This window comes from Gordonia sihwensis (genome assembly GCF_029632925.1).
Classification (GTDB): domain Bacteria; phylum Actinomycetota; class Actinomycetes; order Mycobacteriales; family Mycobacteriaceae; genus Gordonia; species Gordonia sihwensis.
The window spans coordinates 4,214,376-4,229,114 of record NZ_CP121248.1; the positions used below are offsets into that span (position 1 = coordinate 4,214,376).

At 67.5% G+C, this 14,739-nt stretch carries 11 protein-coding genes; all 11 read left to right on the plus strand.

The window, feature by feature from the left end; translation table 11 throughout:
• The first annotated feature begins 92 nt into the window (after positions 1 to 92).
• Positions 93 to 1,295, plus strand: a complete 1,203-nt coding sequence (gene glf / locus P5P27_RS20020; protein WP_278125760.1) for a UDP-galactopyranose mutase — start codon at positions 93 to 95, stop codon at positions 1,293 to 1,295.
• Entirely contained in the window at positions 1,292 to 3,193 is a 1,902-nt protein-coding gene (locus P5P27_RS20025; protein WP_278125763.1) for a glycosyltransferase, read from the plus strand. The genes glf and P5P27_RS20025 overlap by 4 nt, the downstream gene beginning before the upstream one ends.
• Positions 3,174 to 3,767 (plus strand): phosphatase PAP2 family protein, encoded by a 594-nt coding sequence (locus tag P5P27_RS20030; RefSeq protein ID WP_006897131.1) that lies wholly within the window; start codon positions 3,174 to 3,176, stop codon positions 3,765 to 3,767. The genes P5P27_RS20025 and P5P27_RS20030 overlap by 20 nt, the downstream gene beginning before the upstream one ends.
• 10 nt (positions 3,768 to 3,777) lie before the next feature.
• Positions 3,778 to 4,695 (plus strand): decaprenyl-phosphate phosphoribosyltransferase, encoded by a 918-nt coding sequence (locus tag P5P27_RS20035; protein WP_006897130.1) that lies wholly within the window; start codon positions 3,778 to 3,780, stop codon positions 4,693 to 4,695.
• Entirely contained in the window at positions 4,682 to 6,775 is a 2,094-nt protein-coding gene (locus tag P5P27_RS20040; RefSeq protein WP_278125766.1) for an arabinofuranosyltransferase AftB family protein, read from the plus strand. The genes P5P27_RS20035 and P5P27_RS20040 overlap by 14 nt, the downstream gene beginning before the upstream one ends.
• Positions 6,776 to 7,121: 346 nt before the next feature.
• Positions 7,122 to 8,120 (plus strand): alpha/beta hydrolase, encoded by a 999-nt coding sequence (locus tag P5P27_RS20045; protein WP_006897128.1) that lies wholly within the window; start codon positions 7,122 to 7,124, stop codon positions 8,118 to 8,120.
• Positions 8,121 to 8,403: 283 nt separating this feature from the next.
• On the plus strand, positions 8,404 to 9,876 hold the full coding sequence (locus P5P27_RS20050) for an alpha/beta hydrolase-fold protein (RefSeq protein ID WP_278125768.1): 1,473 nt from the start codon (positions 8,404 to 8,406) through the stop codon (positions 9,874 to 9,876).
• 106 nt (positions 9,877 to 9,982) lie between these two features.
• Entirely contained in the window at positions 9,983 to 10,531 is a 549-nt protein-coding gene (locus P5P27_RS20055) for a DUF732 domain-containing protein (RefSeq protein WP_039867708.1), read from the plus strand.
• Positions 10,525 to 11,508 carry a cutinase family protein gene (locus P5P27_RS20060; protein ID WP_045539322.1) on the plus strand — a complete coding sequence of 328 codons (984 nt, stop codon included), beginning with the start codon at positions 10,525 to 10,527 and terminating at the stop codon, positions 11,506 to 11,508. The genes P5P27_RS20055 and P5P27_RS20060 overlap by 7 nt, the downstream gene beginning before the upstream one ends.
• A gap of 143 nt (positions 11,509 to 11,651) precedes the next feature.
• Positions 11,652 to 12,662 carry an LLM class F420-dependent oxidoreductase gene (locus P5P27_RS20065; protein ID WP_006897124.1) on the plus strand — a complete coding sequence of 337 codons (1,011 nt, stop codon included), beginning with the start codon at positions 11,652 to 11,654 and terminating at the stop codon, positions 12,660 to 12,662.
• Between the two features lie 114 nt (positions 12,663 to 12,776).
• Positions 12,777 to 14,675 carry a long-chain-fatty-acid--AMP ligase FadD32 gene (gene fadD32, locus P5P27_RS20070; RefSeq protein ID WP_062367838.1) on the plus strand — a complete coding sequence of 633 codons (1,899 nt, stop codon included), beginning with the start codon at positions 12,777 to 12,779 and terminating at the stop codon, positions 14,673 to 14,675.
• Positions 14,676 to 14,739: the final 64 nt, after the last annotated feature.

Genomic DNA, 14,739 nt, shown 5'->3' on the forward strand with positions numbered 1-14,739 from the left:
CTCTTTCACGGACGAATCTCACACCGCCGGGCGGGCCGTCGCGCGTGCTCGCTGCGGGAATACTCAGGATCGGTCCGATAGGCTGAACAGTCGTGACGAACAACAGCACCTACGACTTGATCGTGGTCGGCTCGGGTTTCTACGGCTTGACCGTCGCCGAACGCACAGCGACGCAACTGGGGAAGCGAGTGCTCGTCGTCGAACGGCGTGACCACATCGGTGGCAATGCGTACTCGGAGGCGGAGCCGGAGACCGGCATCGAGGTCCACAAGTACGGCGCGCACCTGTTCCACACGTCCAACGAGCGTGTGTGGGAGTACGTCAACCAGTTCACCGACTTCACCGGCTACCAGCATCGAGTCTTCGCGATGCACAACGGCCAGGCCTACCAGTTCCCGATGGGCTTGGGCCTGGTGTCCCAGTTCTTCGGCCGCTACTTCACCCCCGACGAGGCGCGTGCGCTGATCGCCGAACAGGCGTCCGAGGTCGACACCGATGCGGCGGCGAACTTCGAGGAGAAGGCGATCAGCCTGATCGGCCGTCCCCTCTACGAGGCATTCATCAAGCACTACACCGCCAAGCAGTGGGAGACCGATCCGAAGAACCTCCCGGCGGGCAACATCACCCGTCTGCCGGTCCGTTACAACTTCGACAACCGCTACTTCAACGACACCTACGAGGGTCTGCCGGTGGACGGCTACACCGCGTGGCTGGAGAACATGGCGGCCGATGAGCGCATCGAGGTGCGGTTGTCGACCGACTGGTTCGACGTTCGCGACGAGCTGCGCGCCGCGAGTCCCGACGCACCCGTCGTCTACACCGGCCCGCTGGACCGCTACTTCGACTACTCGGCGGGCCGGCTCGGCTGGCGCACGCTCGATTTCGAGCTCGAGGTGGTGCCGACCGGCGATTTCCAGGGCACCCCGGTGATGAACTACAACGACGCCGACGTGCCGTTCACGCGGATCCACGAGTTCCGCCACTTCCACCCGGAGCGGAAGAGCTATCCGACCGACAAGACCGTCATCATGCGGGAGTACGGCCGCTTCGCCAAGGACGACGACGAGCCCTATTACCCGATCAACACCCCGGACGATCGCGCCATGGTGAGCGCCTACCGCGAATTGGCGAAAGCCGAGGCGGCCTCGTCCAAGGTGCTCTTCGGCGGTCGCCTCGGCACCTACCAGTACCTGGACATGCACATGGCCATCGCCAGCGCGCTGACCATGTTCGACAACACGCTGGCGCCGCACCTGCGCGACGGTGCGCCGCTGGCCGAGGGAGCGGCCCGATGACTCAGGCACAGCAATCCGGAGCGGTCAGCCTGCTTCAGCGCGTGATCTTCCCTCGTCCGGGTGAACCGCTGGACGTTCGGTCGCTGTACCTCGTGGAGTCGCCGAGCAACGCCTCGCGCGCCCACGCGCCCGACCGCACCAGCGTGCGGCTCGGCGCCGATTCGGAGATCAGCTTCGCGACCTACTTCAACGCCTTCGCCGCCTCGTACTGGCGCCGCTGGAGCGTCCTGGACTCGGTGGTCCTGCGCGTCGAGGTGCGCGGAATTGCGCGCGTGGACCTCTACCGATCCAAGATCGACGGCTCCCGTATCGCGATCGGCGGCGATCTGGTTCCGCTCGGGGACGACGGGACCGGCGTGTTCGAGTTTCAGACCGACCTCGGCCCGTTCGAGGACGGCGGCTGGATCTGGTTCGACATCACCACCGACACGGACACCGAGATCCTCTCGGCCGGGTGGTATGCACCGATCGAGCCCGCACAGGCCGGCACCGACCGCGTCACCGTGGGCATTCCGACCTTCAACCGCCCGGCCGACGCGGTCGCGGCATTGAGCGCGCTGACCTCGGACCCGATGGTCGACGCCGTGATCGACGCCGTCCTGATGCCCGACCAGGGCACCCGCAAGGTGGTCGACGAGGACGGCTACTCGGCCGCCGCCGAGCGCCTCGGTGATCGTCTGCACATCTTCGACCAGGGCAATCTCGGTGGGTCGGGCGGCTACGCGCGCATCATGTACGAGGCGTTGCGGCTCACCGACAGCCCGTACATCCTGTACATGGACGACGACATCATGATCGAGCCGGACTCGATCCTGCGTGCGCTCGCGATGTCGCGCTTCGCCAAGTCGCCGATGTTGGTCGGCGGTCAGATGCTGAACCTGCAGGATCGCAGCCATCTGCACTGCATGGGGGAGGTGATCGACCGCAACCGGTTCATGTGGACCGCCGCTCCGTTCGTCGAGTACGACCACAATTTCGCCGAGTATCCGCTCAGCGATCGCGAGAACTCCAAGAACCTGCACCGGCGCATCGACGTCGAGGGCAACGGCTGGTGGATGTGCATGATCCCCCGCGAGGTCGCGGAGACCGTCGGCCTACCGATGCCCCTGTTCATCAAGTGGGACGACTGGGAGTTCGCGCTCCGTGCCGAGCGGGCGGGCTATCCGACCGCGACCATCCCGGGCATCGCCATCTGGCATATGGCGTGGAGCGACAAGGACGACGCCATCGACTGGCAGGCGTACTTCCATCTGCGCAACCGCCTGGTGGTCGCGTCGATCTACACCGACGGCTCCATCGACGGCATCCTCAAGTCGATGGCGAAGGCCACCGCGAAGCACCTCCTGTGCCTGGAGTACTCCACGGTCGCCATCCAGAACGAGGCGATCCGCGACTTCCTCGCCGGGCCGGAGCACATCCGGTCGCTGCTGCCCACCGCCCTGGGCAAGGTGGCGCAGATCCGCAAGGGCTACCCCGACGCGGTGGTGCTTCCCTCGGCCACCGACCTGCCGACCGCCACCGGGGAGGCCACGGCGCTGGGCGCAGACGTCCCCACCGGCCCGGTCGCGAAGGTGAAGGCACTCGCCGCGGCGGTCGTGAACAATGCGCGCCCGGCCGATCCCCGGCATCACAGCGTCCCGCAGGCCAACTATCCGCCCATCGAGGCGCGCTGGTTCTCGCTCGGCCGGGTCGACGGCGTCACCGTCACCACCGCCGACGGTCGCGGGGTGGTCTACCGCCAGCGTGATCGCGACAAGATGCTGTCGTTGGCAAGGGAGTCGGCGGCGCTCGTGAAGCGTTTGCGCGATGAGTTCGACGCGAAGCGGGACGAGTACCGCGCCGCACATGACGATCTGGTGAGCAAGGAGAGCTGGGCCCGTGTCTTCGGAATCGATTGATCAGATCGCCGCGCCGGAACCCGCGACCGGCGAGGCGGCGATGCTGGTGGCCGTTCAGTCGGCGATCGCCGACCGGCCCGGCGTGCTCTCCGGCGCACGCGGACTCTCGCATTTCGGAGAGCACTCGCTGGGCTGGCTGGCGCTCGCCGGGGCCGGCGCCTACGCCGCGCACCGACGTGGCGACGAGGTCGCGCGCCGCCGCTACCTGGAAGCCGGTGCCGGCGCATTCGTGGCGCATGCCGCGTCCGTGGTGATCAAGCGCGTGGTGCGCCGCAGGCGCCCGAGCCACCCCGACATCCGCGTCGGCGTCGGGACCCCCAGCAGGCTGAGTTTCCCGTCCAGTCACGCCACGTCCACCACCGCTGCGGCGATTCTGCTGGGGCGGGCCGCGGGCAGTCCCGTCGCGCAGGTGCTGGTGCCCGCCGCGGTGGTTCCGCCGATGCTGCTTTCGCGTCTGGTTCTGGGTGTCCATTACCCTTCCGATGTGGCCGCCGGCGCTCTTGTCGGTGCAGTGACCGCGGGAGCGGTGATCGCCGCCGATGCACAATCCCGCAACCGAGACTCGAGCAAGTGAGGAAGCACCGATGAGCGAGGAGCCGATCGAGCACGGCGTCCCCGGTCCGCCGAAGAATCTGGCGACGGGTCTGATCAAGGCACTCCGCCCGCGCCAGTGGGTGAAGAACGTCCTGGTCTTGGCGGCGCCGCTGGCGGCCGGAACCGAGGTCCTCAAGGATTCGGACCGGATGCTGAACGTCGGCATCGCGTTCATCTCGTTCTGCCTGGTCGCGTCGTCGATCTACCTCATCAACGACGCTCTCGACGTGGAAGCCGACCGCAACCATCCCACCAAGCGCTTCCGGCCCATTGCGGCGGGCGTGGTGCCGCGCAACCTCGCCTTCGTGCTCGCCGTGGTGCTGGCCGCCGGATCGATCGGCATCGCGTTCATCGCCAACTGGCAGACGGCCGTGACGATCGCGGTGTACCTGGGCGTGCAACTCGGTTACTGCTTCGGGCTCAAGCACCAGGCCGTCGTCGACATCTGCATCGTGTCGTCGGGCTTCCTGCTGCGCGCCATCGCCGGTGGCGTGGCCGCCGAGATCGACCTGTCCAAGTGGTTCCTGCTGGTGATGGCCTTCGGTTCGCTGTTCATGGCCGCGGGCAAGCGCTACGCCGAGTTGCAGTTGGCCGAGCGCACCGGGGCCAAGATCCGCAAGTCGCTCGAGTACTACACCACCACGTACCTGCGGTTCGTATGGACGCTCTCGGCCACCGCCGTCGTCCTCTGCTACGGACTGTGGGCCTTCGACGGCATCCACTCGCAGAACGTCTATTACGCCATCTCGATGGTGCCGTTCACCGTCGCGATCCTCCGCTACGCCGTCGACGTCGACGGCGGCCAGGCCGGCGAGCCGGAGGACATCGCGCTCGGCGATCGGGTGCTGCAGTTCCTTGCGGTGGCGTGGGTCGTGCTGGTGGGTGTTGCGGTCTATGTCCCGCTCTGATGAGTCCCGGTCCGATGATCCGACGACGGTGATCCCGGTCGTCTCCGACGACCCCGATGGCCCGGAGGCCCTCGACGAGCCCCGCGACGGCGGACGGCCCGCGAACCGCGGCGACCGGCGCAGGCTGATCGCACCGATCGCCAGCTTCTCGATCGGAGCCCTCGCCGTCACCGTGCTGTTCGCGATCGGTGCGTGGCAGCGCCGCTGGATCGCCGACGACGGCCTCATCGTCCTGCGCACCGTGCGCAACCTCCTCGCGGGCAACGGACCGGTCTTCAACGCCGGTGAACGGGTGGAGGCCAACACCTCCACCGCGTGGACCTACCTGATCTGGTTCTGGAGCTGGGTGACCGGCGCCGAGCACACCGAGTACGTCGCACTCTGGGTGGCGCTGGTGCTGTCGGTGGCCGCGCTGCCGCTCGCCATGTACGGCACGGCGCGCCTGTACGGTCGCCGGGCGCTCGGGCCGGGGCTCACGCTGCTGCTGCCGTTGGGCGCGATCGTGTACATCGTGATTCCGCCCGCGCGCGACTTCGCCACGTCCGGCCTCGAGAACGGTCTGGTGATCTTCTGGATCGCCGCGCTGTGGTGCCAGTTCCTCGCCTGGGGCCGGCGTGACCCGGCCGACGGGAGCCGGCGGTCGCGGATCGCCTTCCTGCTCCTGGCTTTCACCGCGGGCATGGCGCCGCTGATCCGTCCGGAGATCACGGTCTTCGGCGGACTGGTCCTGCTGGTGCTGTTCGTCTCGCGGATCGGCTGGCGCATGCGTGTGGCGATGGTGGTGGTCGCGGGAGCCGTCCCGATCGGCTATCAGATCTTCCGCATGGGCTACTACGCCGTCCTGGTGCCGAATCCGGCGATCGCGAAGGATGCGAGCGGGTCCAAGTGGAAGCAGGGCTTCGCCTACCTGGACGACCTGTTCACCCCGTACACCCTGTTGCTGCCGGTGATCGTCGCGATCGTGGCGGGCGTACTGCTCGCCGTCGGCGCGTACCTGACTCGCCGCGAGGCTCCTCGGGCGGCGTCTGCCGTCTCGGCGGCCCCCGCCGACGATGCCGATGCGCCGGAGATCCTCGGGGCGCCGCCGGTCCCGCCGATGCAGCGGCTCCGTCGCACGTGGTCGTCGGCCGTCGACCACGTGCAGTCCCAGAACGCCGTCGTCGTCACGACGCTGGTGGCCGGGCTGATCCTCGGCCTGTACTGGATTCGGCAGGGCGGGGACTTCATGCACGGCCGCGTCCTGCTGGCGCCGCTGTTCATTCTGCTGCTGCCGGTGATGGTGATCCCGGTGACGATTCCCGCCTCGCTCTCCAGCGCGCGGTCGCGGTACCAGTTCGGCGCCGGGCTGCTGCTGCTCGGCGGCGTCGTCACCACCGTGTGGTGGGGGGTGGCGGTCAATCAGACCGTGCTGCCCAACGCCGGTATGGACATCGGCCGCGACGGCATCGTCGACGAGCGTCGCTTCTATGTGACGAACATGGGCAACGAGAACCCGATCACCGCAGAGGACTACCTCGAGTATCCGCGGATGCGCGCGATGGTCGAGAAGATCCGGCAGACCGAGGCCGCCGGAGGCGGGGTGATCCTCCCGTCGGCGAACTTCGACGAGTGGTACGTGGCTCCGCTGCCCGAGCACTTGAAGCCCGGGATCCCCAGACAGACCACGGTGTACTTCCTCAACCTCGGCATGACGAGCATGAACGCTCCGCTCGACGTCCGGGTGGTGGACCAGATGGGCCTGGCGTATCCGTTGGCGGCGCACACGCCGCGGCTGACCGACGGGCGCATCGGGCACGACAAGCATCTGCCGACCGAATGGGTGGTCGCCGAGAGCGGAAGCGTCTCGGGTTTCCCGGCGTTCATCGACCGGGACGAGGTGAAGATGGCCCGCGTGGCACTGACCTGCCCGATGACCGAAGCGCGATTCGCCTCGTACAAGGGCACCTGGACATTCGCCCGATTCCGGCACAACCTGCGGCAGGCCGCAGAGTTCAATTCCTACCGGATCGCCCGCGAACCGAAATACGAGATCGAGCGGTGCGGCTTGGCGATGCCCAAGGGGCTGACCTCGGATAACTGAGAGCCGCCTCAGGTGAAGCTGAGATGGACATGTGTCAGATAGCTCTCACCGATTGGCGGGCCAGATATCGAAACGGTAACGTCCTTGCTCGGTTGCACGATAGAAACGGCGTGGCCGCAACGAGGGTGAAGGCCCACGGAGCGGCTGTGCACAAGTCGACTGACCAGGCGATGTGATTGCGATCACAGGGTTTGGTGAGGGTGGGAGAGTCGAATAGGCTCGCTCTATCCAGTTGCAGATGTGACTTTTGTGACGTCAACGACGGTGCCCACGCGTGCCGAAGAGGTTCACAGGTGGTCTCAGGACCGCCGGTGAGTGCAAAGCAGAGTTAGGGAGAATGCAGTCAATGCGCGTAGCTAAGAGCAAACCGCAGGCCGGCCATCGCCGGTTCACCGCGGTCCTCGTCGCAGTGCTCACTGCCATGGGGCTGATGGGTACCGCCATCGGAGCGGGTCAGGCGAGCGCCGCGTCGTACGCGGGGTTCTGGATCGACGCCTGTGGCATGCCGACCAACGGCGCCTTCGGCAACAAGTCGATGGCCCCCGGTCAGGTGAAGGTGCAGGCCTGGCGCAAGCCCGGCAACACCCGCACGGTGATCCTGCTGGACGGAATGCGTGCGCGCTACGACCGCAGCGGCTGGGACATCGAGACCAACGCCCGCGCGATGGCCGATCGCGGCGTCAACGTCGTCATGCCGGTGGGCGGTCCCGCCAGCTTCTACACCGACTGGGATGCGCCGTCGAACTTCAACGGCCAGCGCAAGGCGTACAAGTGGGGCTGCGTGCTCGACAAGCGCCTCGTCCCGGCTCTGCGCAGCAAGGGTTTCGCGAGCAAGGGCGGCAAGTACGCCATCATGGGTCTGTCGATGGGCGGCGGTGCCGCGCTGACGCACGCCGCGCAGCGTCGTGACCTCTACTACGCGGCCGGCTCGCTGTCGGGCTACCTGACGCTGTCGGCGCCGGGCATGCGCACCGCGCTCCGTCTGGCCATGCTGGACGTGGAGCCGCAGCCGTGGAACGTCGACGCGATGTGGGGTCCGCCGTGGAGCCCGCGTTGGACGCAGAACGATCCGTTCATGCTCATCAACCGCATGCACGGCCTCAAGATCTTCGTCGGCTCGGGTAACGGTCTGTTCGGCCGCTACAACTACCCGCAGAACACCTTCGACGACCTGTTCAAGGGCACGCCGCTCGAGCTCCTGGCGTTCGCGCAGGCCAAGGCCTTCGAGGCTGCGGCCTTCGTCCAGGGAGTCCCGGTGATGTCGTACTCCGCCAACGGCACCCACGCCTGGGGCTACTGGAGCGACATGCTGTGGAACGCCAAGGCCCGGGGATTCTTCAACTGATCCCACTGGCCGCGCGCTAGAGCACATCTCGCCTGAGCCGCGACATCGCATCCGCGATGTCGCGGCTCAGTCCGTAGTCGGGCCGACTGTGGCCGGGCGGGGGCCGGGCGGGGCTGGTTCGGTCGCGTCATTCCGGGACGTCTTAGACACTTCAGTCACATAATTCACACGAGTCACAGCGTGGCGCGCACCGAACTGAGGATTTCCCGTGTAAAAACACGGGAGACGCCCGGTGTCGCGTGGGCGCGAGAAGGCACGGCCGGGGACTTGTGAGGAGTACGCAGTGAAGATCTGGACCAAGACGACGACCGCGAGACGAGGCGCGGCGAGTCTCGCCGTGGCCGTATCGATGGTCGCCGCCGGTGCGGGGCCCGCGTTCGCCGATCCGGCGCCCCAGCCGCCGCAGCAGGCGCCCGCCAAGCCGGCTCCCAAGCCCGCGCCCAAGCCGGGCGCCGACAAGCCCGCCCCCGCCAAGCCGGGCGCGAAGCCGGACGCCAAAACCGGCGACAAGCCGGGAGCCAAGCCCGCTCCGGCCAAGCCGGCACCGCCGGCCGTGGTCACCAAGACGTACTGGTACAGCTCGCACCGCGTGGCGCTGTGGGTGCACTCGCCCGCGATGAACACCGACATCCAGGTTCAGATCCTCCTGGCCCGCGACTGGTTCTCGAACCCGGGCGCCAAGTTCCCTCAGCTGACCATGCTGGACGGACTGCGGGCGCAGGACGACCAGAGCGGTTGGCTCATCAACACCAACGCCGAACAGTTCTATCAGGACAAGAACGTCAACGTGATCATGCCGGTCGGCGGAGAGTCGAGCTTCTACACCGACTGGAAGGAACCCGACCGCGGTAAGAACTACCAGTGGGAGACCTTCCTGATCCACGAGCTGCCGCCGATCCTCGAGGGACAGTGGCGATCCACCGACGTGCGCGGCATCGAAGGTCTGTCGATGGGCGGTTCGGCGGCGATGATGCTCGCTGCCCGCAACCCCGGCTTCTACCGGTTCGCGGCGTCCTTCTCGGGCATTCTCCAGCTGTCGTCGTACGGAATGCCGCAGGCCGTCCAGTTCGCCCTGCGCGACGGCGGCGGCTACGACTCGATGAAGATGTTCGGACCGCCGAGCGACCCGGCTTGGAAGGAGCACGACCCGTACGTGCTCGCATCCAAGCTGCGGGGCACCAGCCTGTACATCTCGTCGGGCAACGGCGTGGTGGGCCCCCACGACAAGCCCTCCGACATCCCGCTGTTGGCGACCAACTACTCCGGCGTGGGCCTGGAGGTCCTCTCTCGGGTCACCAGCCAGCAGTTCGCCTCCCGCCTCAACAAGCTGGGCATCCCGGGGCAGGCCGTCTACCGGCCGTCGGGTACGCACACCTGGCCCTACTGGGAGTTCGAAATGGCACAGGCGTGGCCGCAGGCCGCGAGCGCGCTGGGACTCAGCGGCGACAAGGTGGCGTGCCAGGTGGGCGACGCCTTCAAGAAGGCGCCGCAGGTCAAGGATCTCGGCGGCTGCCTCACCCCGCAGTACCCGGTGCCCGGAGGCAGTGCCCAGGACTTCCGCAACGGACGCATCTTCACCGGACCCAAGGGACCGAAGGTGGTCGGCGGCGCGATCGGCGGCGCGTACGTGCCCGCCGCGGACCGGTTGGGACTGCCGACCAGCGACGAGCAGACCGGCCGCGACGGCGTCAAGTTCAACACCTTCGAACGCGGCAAGATCACCTGGACTCCGCAGGGCGGTGCCCGGGTCGAGTGACCCGCACCACCACTGCCTGAGTTTCGTCTGAGGAATTGCCATGTCTTCGCAGGTGAACCCCTTTGCGCGGCGGGTCGGGCCGCTCGACGGCGGTAGGCTTGCCGTCATGACTGCCAAGTACCTCCGGCTCGCCGTCGCGGCGGGAGCGCTCGCCGTCGCGGTCGGCGCGCTCACCGCGTGCAGCGATTCGTCGACCGCGAGCGCCCCCATCGGCACCGCGCCAGTCACCACCACCACGATGCCCGGATCGGATTCGAGCAAGGCGTCCGCATCGGCTGAGGCGTCCAAGCAGGCCGAGAGCGGGGCGTCGAAGGCCGCCGTGTCGCCGCCCGAGACCAAGCCGAACTCGTCCACCACTCCGCCGGGCAACTTCCCGGGCGGATCACCGCCGCCGAGCGGCATCAAGCTGAGCGACAAGGACAAGGCGTATCTGACGGATCTGAAGAAGCAGAACGTCTCGTTCATGGGCGACGACGACAACAACGTGGCGCTGACCATGGGTCACTACGTGTGCGACGCGAAGTCGCAGAAGGCCGATCCCATGCTGGTGAAGGCGTACGTGCGTGCCGCGATCGGCCCGATGACCAAGAGTGACGCCGAGGCGAACACGAAGTCCGACAAGGTGATCACCGCGGCAGAGAAGAACCTGTGCTGAAGCGCCGCCGAATCGGGCGGCTGCTGCTGATCGTGCTCGTCCTCGCGATCGTCGCTGCGCTGCTGATCGGATTCCTGATCTATCAGTGGCTCAAGCCGCCGCCCCCTCCGCCGGGGCCCGGGCAGCCGGGCACCACCACCACGGCGCCGTCGAACCGTCCGCAGGCGCAACCGGCCGACTGTCCCGACGTGTTGACCCTGGTGATCCCGGGAACATGGGAGTCGAAGGCGGGCGACGATCCGTACCATCCCACCGCGAACCCGAAGTCGCTGATGCTGAAGGTCTCCTCGCCGCTGGAGGAGAAGTTCGATCGGTCGCGGACCGAGGTGTACACCGTGCCGTACAAGGCGCAGTTCCGAAATCCGACCAACCTGGCGGACCGTCAGGCGAGCTACGACGATTCGCGTGCTCAGGGCACCCGGCGTGCAGAGGAGAAGCTCCGCAAGACGCATGCGCACTGCCCGCTGACGCGGTACGTGCTGATGGGCTTCTCCCAGGGCGCGGTCATCACCGGCGATGTCGCGAGCGATATCGCCAACGGCCGCGGTCCTATCCCGGCGGCCGACCAGGACCTGGTCCTGGGCGTGGGGATGATCGCCGACGGCCGTCGTCAGCCGGGCGGTCAGCACGACGTGGCGCCGAGCCCGGCCGGTGTCGGCGCCGAGATCGCACTCGGCGGTTTCGGCAGCATGGTTCCCGGAACCACGCTGTCCGGCGCTCGCAGCGGCGGTTTCGGCGACCTCTCCGATCGCGTCTACTCGATCTGCGCGCCCGGCGACCTCATCTGCGATTCGCCGACCGTCAACGATCCGCTGAGTGCGATCGGCAAGCTGGCGAACGCGGCGGGCAACCCGGTGCACGCCCTGTACGCGACCACCCGGTACTGGAAGTCGAACAGCGGACAGAGCGCCACGCAGTGGATGACCGCGTGGGCCTCGAAGCTGATCTCCGGTGCGCCGCATCCCGAGCACACCTGAACCGGAGACCGGCTCCCCGAGACCCGCGCCGCCCGACAGGGGCGGTATCAGTGCCGGTCAGCTTGGGCGATGCGACTGCCTGCGATAGCCTTCTCGGGTTGGGGCCCGCGCAGCGGGCCGCAGACCTATGAGGAGAACGCTTCGTGACGACTGCCAAAGACTCGTCGACGCACACCGCCGACGGACTTCGGAAGTTCCGCTTCGGCGCGGGCGGCGAGGGCAACAAGGACGAGGGCGGCGCCCGGAAATTCGTCAAGCTCGCCCAGACCGCTGAAGAGTACGGGTACGACACCTTCGCGATACCGGATCACATGGGCAACCAGGTGGGGCCGCTCGCGGCCCTCGGTGCGCTCTCGCAGGCCACCAGCACCATCCGTCTCGCGACGTCCGTGCTGGCCAACGGTTTCCGGCATCCGGCCGTGCTGGCCAAGGAGGCCACCACCATCGACGTCCTGTCGAAGGGCCGGCTGGAGCTGGGCATCGGCTCGGGCTGGATGAAAGAGGAGTTCGACAAGGCGGGCATCGAATTCGGCACGCCCGGCGAGCGGATCCGCAGGCTCGACGAGTCGTTGACGATCCTGGACAAGCTGATGCGAGGCGAGACCGTCGACTTCGACGGCGAGTTCTACCAGATCAAGGGCCTCGAGGGGTCGCCTCGACCGCGCCAGGGGCCGCGACCGCCGATCGCGGTCGGCGGCGGAGGTCCCAAGATGCTCGCGCTCGCCGCCAAGCACGCCGACATCATCTCGGTGGCGACCGGCACCACCCGCGAGGGCAAGCTCCGGCTGTCGGACATGACGATCGAGAAGACCATCGAGCGCGTCGACCGGATCCGCGAGGCCGCCGGCGACCGGTTCGATCAGATCGAACTGAACTGGACCATCGCCACCATCGTCGTCACCGACGATCGCGTGGCCACCGCGGAGATGGCGCTCAAGGCTCTGGAGCAGGGGTATCCGCCGAACATCGCGCGCGATGTGGAGCTGACCGTCGACGACATCCTCTCGTCGCCGTACCTGGCCTTCGGCTCCTTCGAGGAGATCGCCGAGCAGATCCGTGAAGTCCGCCGCCGGACCACGATGAGCTACGTGGGAGTATTCCCGACGCAGATGGACGCGTTCGCGCCTGTCATCCCGCTTCTGCGGGGAGAGTAAACTGACCGAGGTTTTCGTACGTTCGGGGGGCTGGGCACCGTGGTGCCACGGGGGGACGCGTGCGGATCAATTGACCCAAGGCCGTGCAAGAGTGCGGGTAACAGGAGTTAACGGATGCTGAATACCGAGTTCGAGCAGTTCCTCGACGAGACCGGCAACCTCCATTTCGAGGACGACGTGACGCTGGTCGACTATGTCGAGCGCAACGTTCGGGAACAGGCCGACACCCTGGCCTACCGCTTCCTCGATTTCAGCCGGGAGCGGGACGGTGAGCGCATCGACCTCACCTGGGCGCAGTTCGGCAAGCGTCTGCGCGCCGTCGCCGCGCGGCTGCAGCAGGTGACGCAGCCGGGTGACCGGGTCGCGATCCTCGCGCCGCAGTCGCTGGAGTACGTGATCGGCTTCTTCGCCTCGCTGTACGCGAGCAATATCGCCGTGCCGTTGTTCAGTCCCGACGAGCCCGGCCACACCGACCGGCTGATCGGTGTCCTCGAGGACTGCAAGCCCTCGGCGATCCTCACCTCGACGAAATCGGCCGAGGCGGTGCGCGACTTCTTCGCCGACCGTCCGGCCAAGGAGCGCCCCCGCGTGATCGCGGTGGACGCGGTTCCCGACTCGGTGGGCGCCTCCTGGGTGCCGCCGGTGGCCGACCGGAACAGCCTCGACTCGGTCGCTTACCTGCAGTACACCTCCGGCTCGACCCGCGTGCCCGCCGGCGTGGAGATCACCTACCGGGCGGTGGCAGCGAACTGTCTGCAGATCTACGACACCATCGAGATCGACCGCAACGCCCGCGGCGTCACCTGGTTGCCGCTGTTCCACGACATGGGTCTGCTCACCGTGATCCTGCCCGCGCTGGGCGGCCGCTACGTCACGATCATGAGCCCGATGGCTTTCGTGCGCCGCCCGGGCCGCTGGATCCGCGAGCTGGCGGCGGTCGACGACCACGCCCCGACCTACGCCGCGGCCCCCAACTTCGCCTACGAGCACGCTGCGCTGCGCGGTCTGCCCCACGAGGGCGAGACGCTCGACCTGTCGAACGTGATCGGCCTGATCAACGGTTCCGAACCGGTCACCGTCAGTTCGATGCGCAAGTTCAACGAGGCCTTCGCGCCGTACGGGCTCTCGCCCAAGGCGATCAAACCCTGCTACGGCATGGCCGAGGCCACGCTGTTCGTCTCTGCCACCCAGCGCGACAACGAGGCGCTCGTCCGGTACGTCGACCGCGAGAAGCTAAATCAGGGCGAATTCGTGCCGGTCGACTCGGAGGCCGAGGGCGCCGTGGCGCAGGTCTCGTGCGGTCAGGTGGCGCTGAGCCAGTGGGCCGCCATCGTCGACCCGGAGACGGGCGAGGAGCAGGCCGACGGGCGGGTCGGTGAGATCTGGCTGAACGGACTGAACATCGGCGAGGGCTACTGGAACAAGGACGAGGAGACCGTCGAGACCTTCCACAACCGGCTGGCCAAGCGGCTCGAGAGCGGCAGCCACGCCGAGGGCGCACCCGACAACGACCGCTGGATGCGGACCGGCGACTTCGGCGTCTGGTACGAGGGCGACCTGTACATCACAGGGCGAGTCAAGGACCTGGTGATCGTCGACGGCCGCAACCACTACCCGCAGGATCTCGAGGCGAGCGCCCAGGAGGCGAGCGTCGCGATCCGTCCGGGCTTCGTCGCCGCATTCGCGGTGCCGGCCAACCAGTTGCCCGACGAGGTCTTCGAGGGCGGTTTCAGCGGACTCACCCGCGATCCCGACGACTCGTCCGAGCAGTTGGTGATCGTCGCCGAGCGTCCCGGACGCAAAGCCGACCCGCAGGAAGTGGCCGACGCCGTACGCGCGACCATCGCCGGCAGGCACGGCGTGATGGCCCGCGACGTGCTGCTGGTCCCGAACGGTTCCATTCCGCGCACGTCCAGCGGCAAGATCGCACGCCGCGCCACCAAGGCCGCGTACATCGACGGAACCCTGCGCGGCGGGTACCAGCAGACCGCGTTCCCCGACGCCGACGCATGAGACGGCGACCGGCCCGGTATGTCACGCCGTGACATACCGGGCCTTTTGCTGAGTAACGAAATGA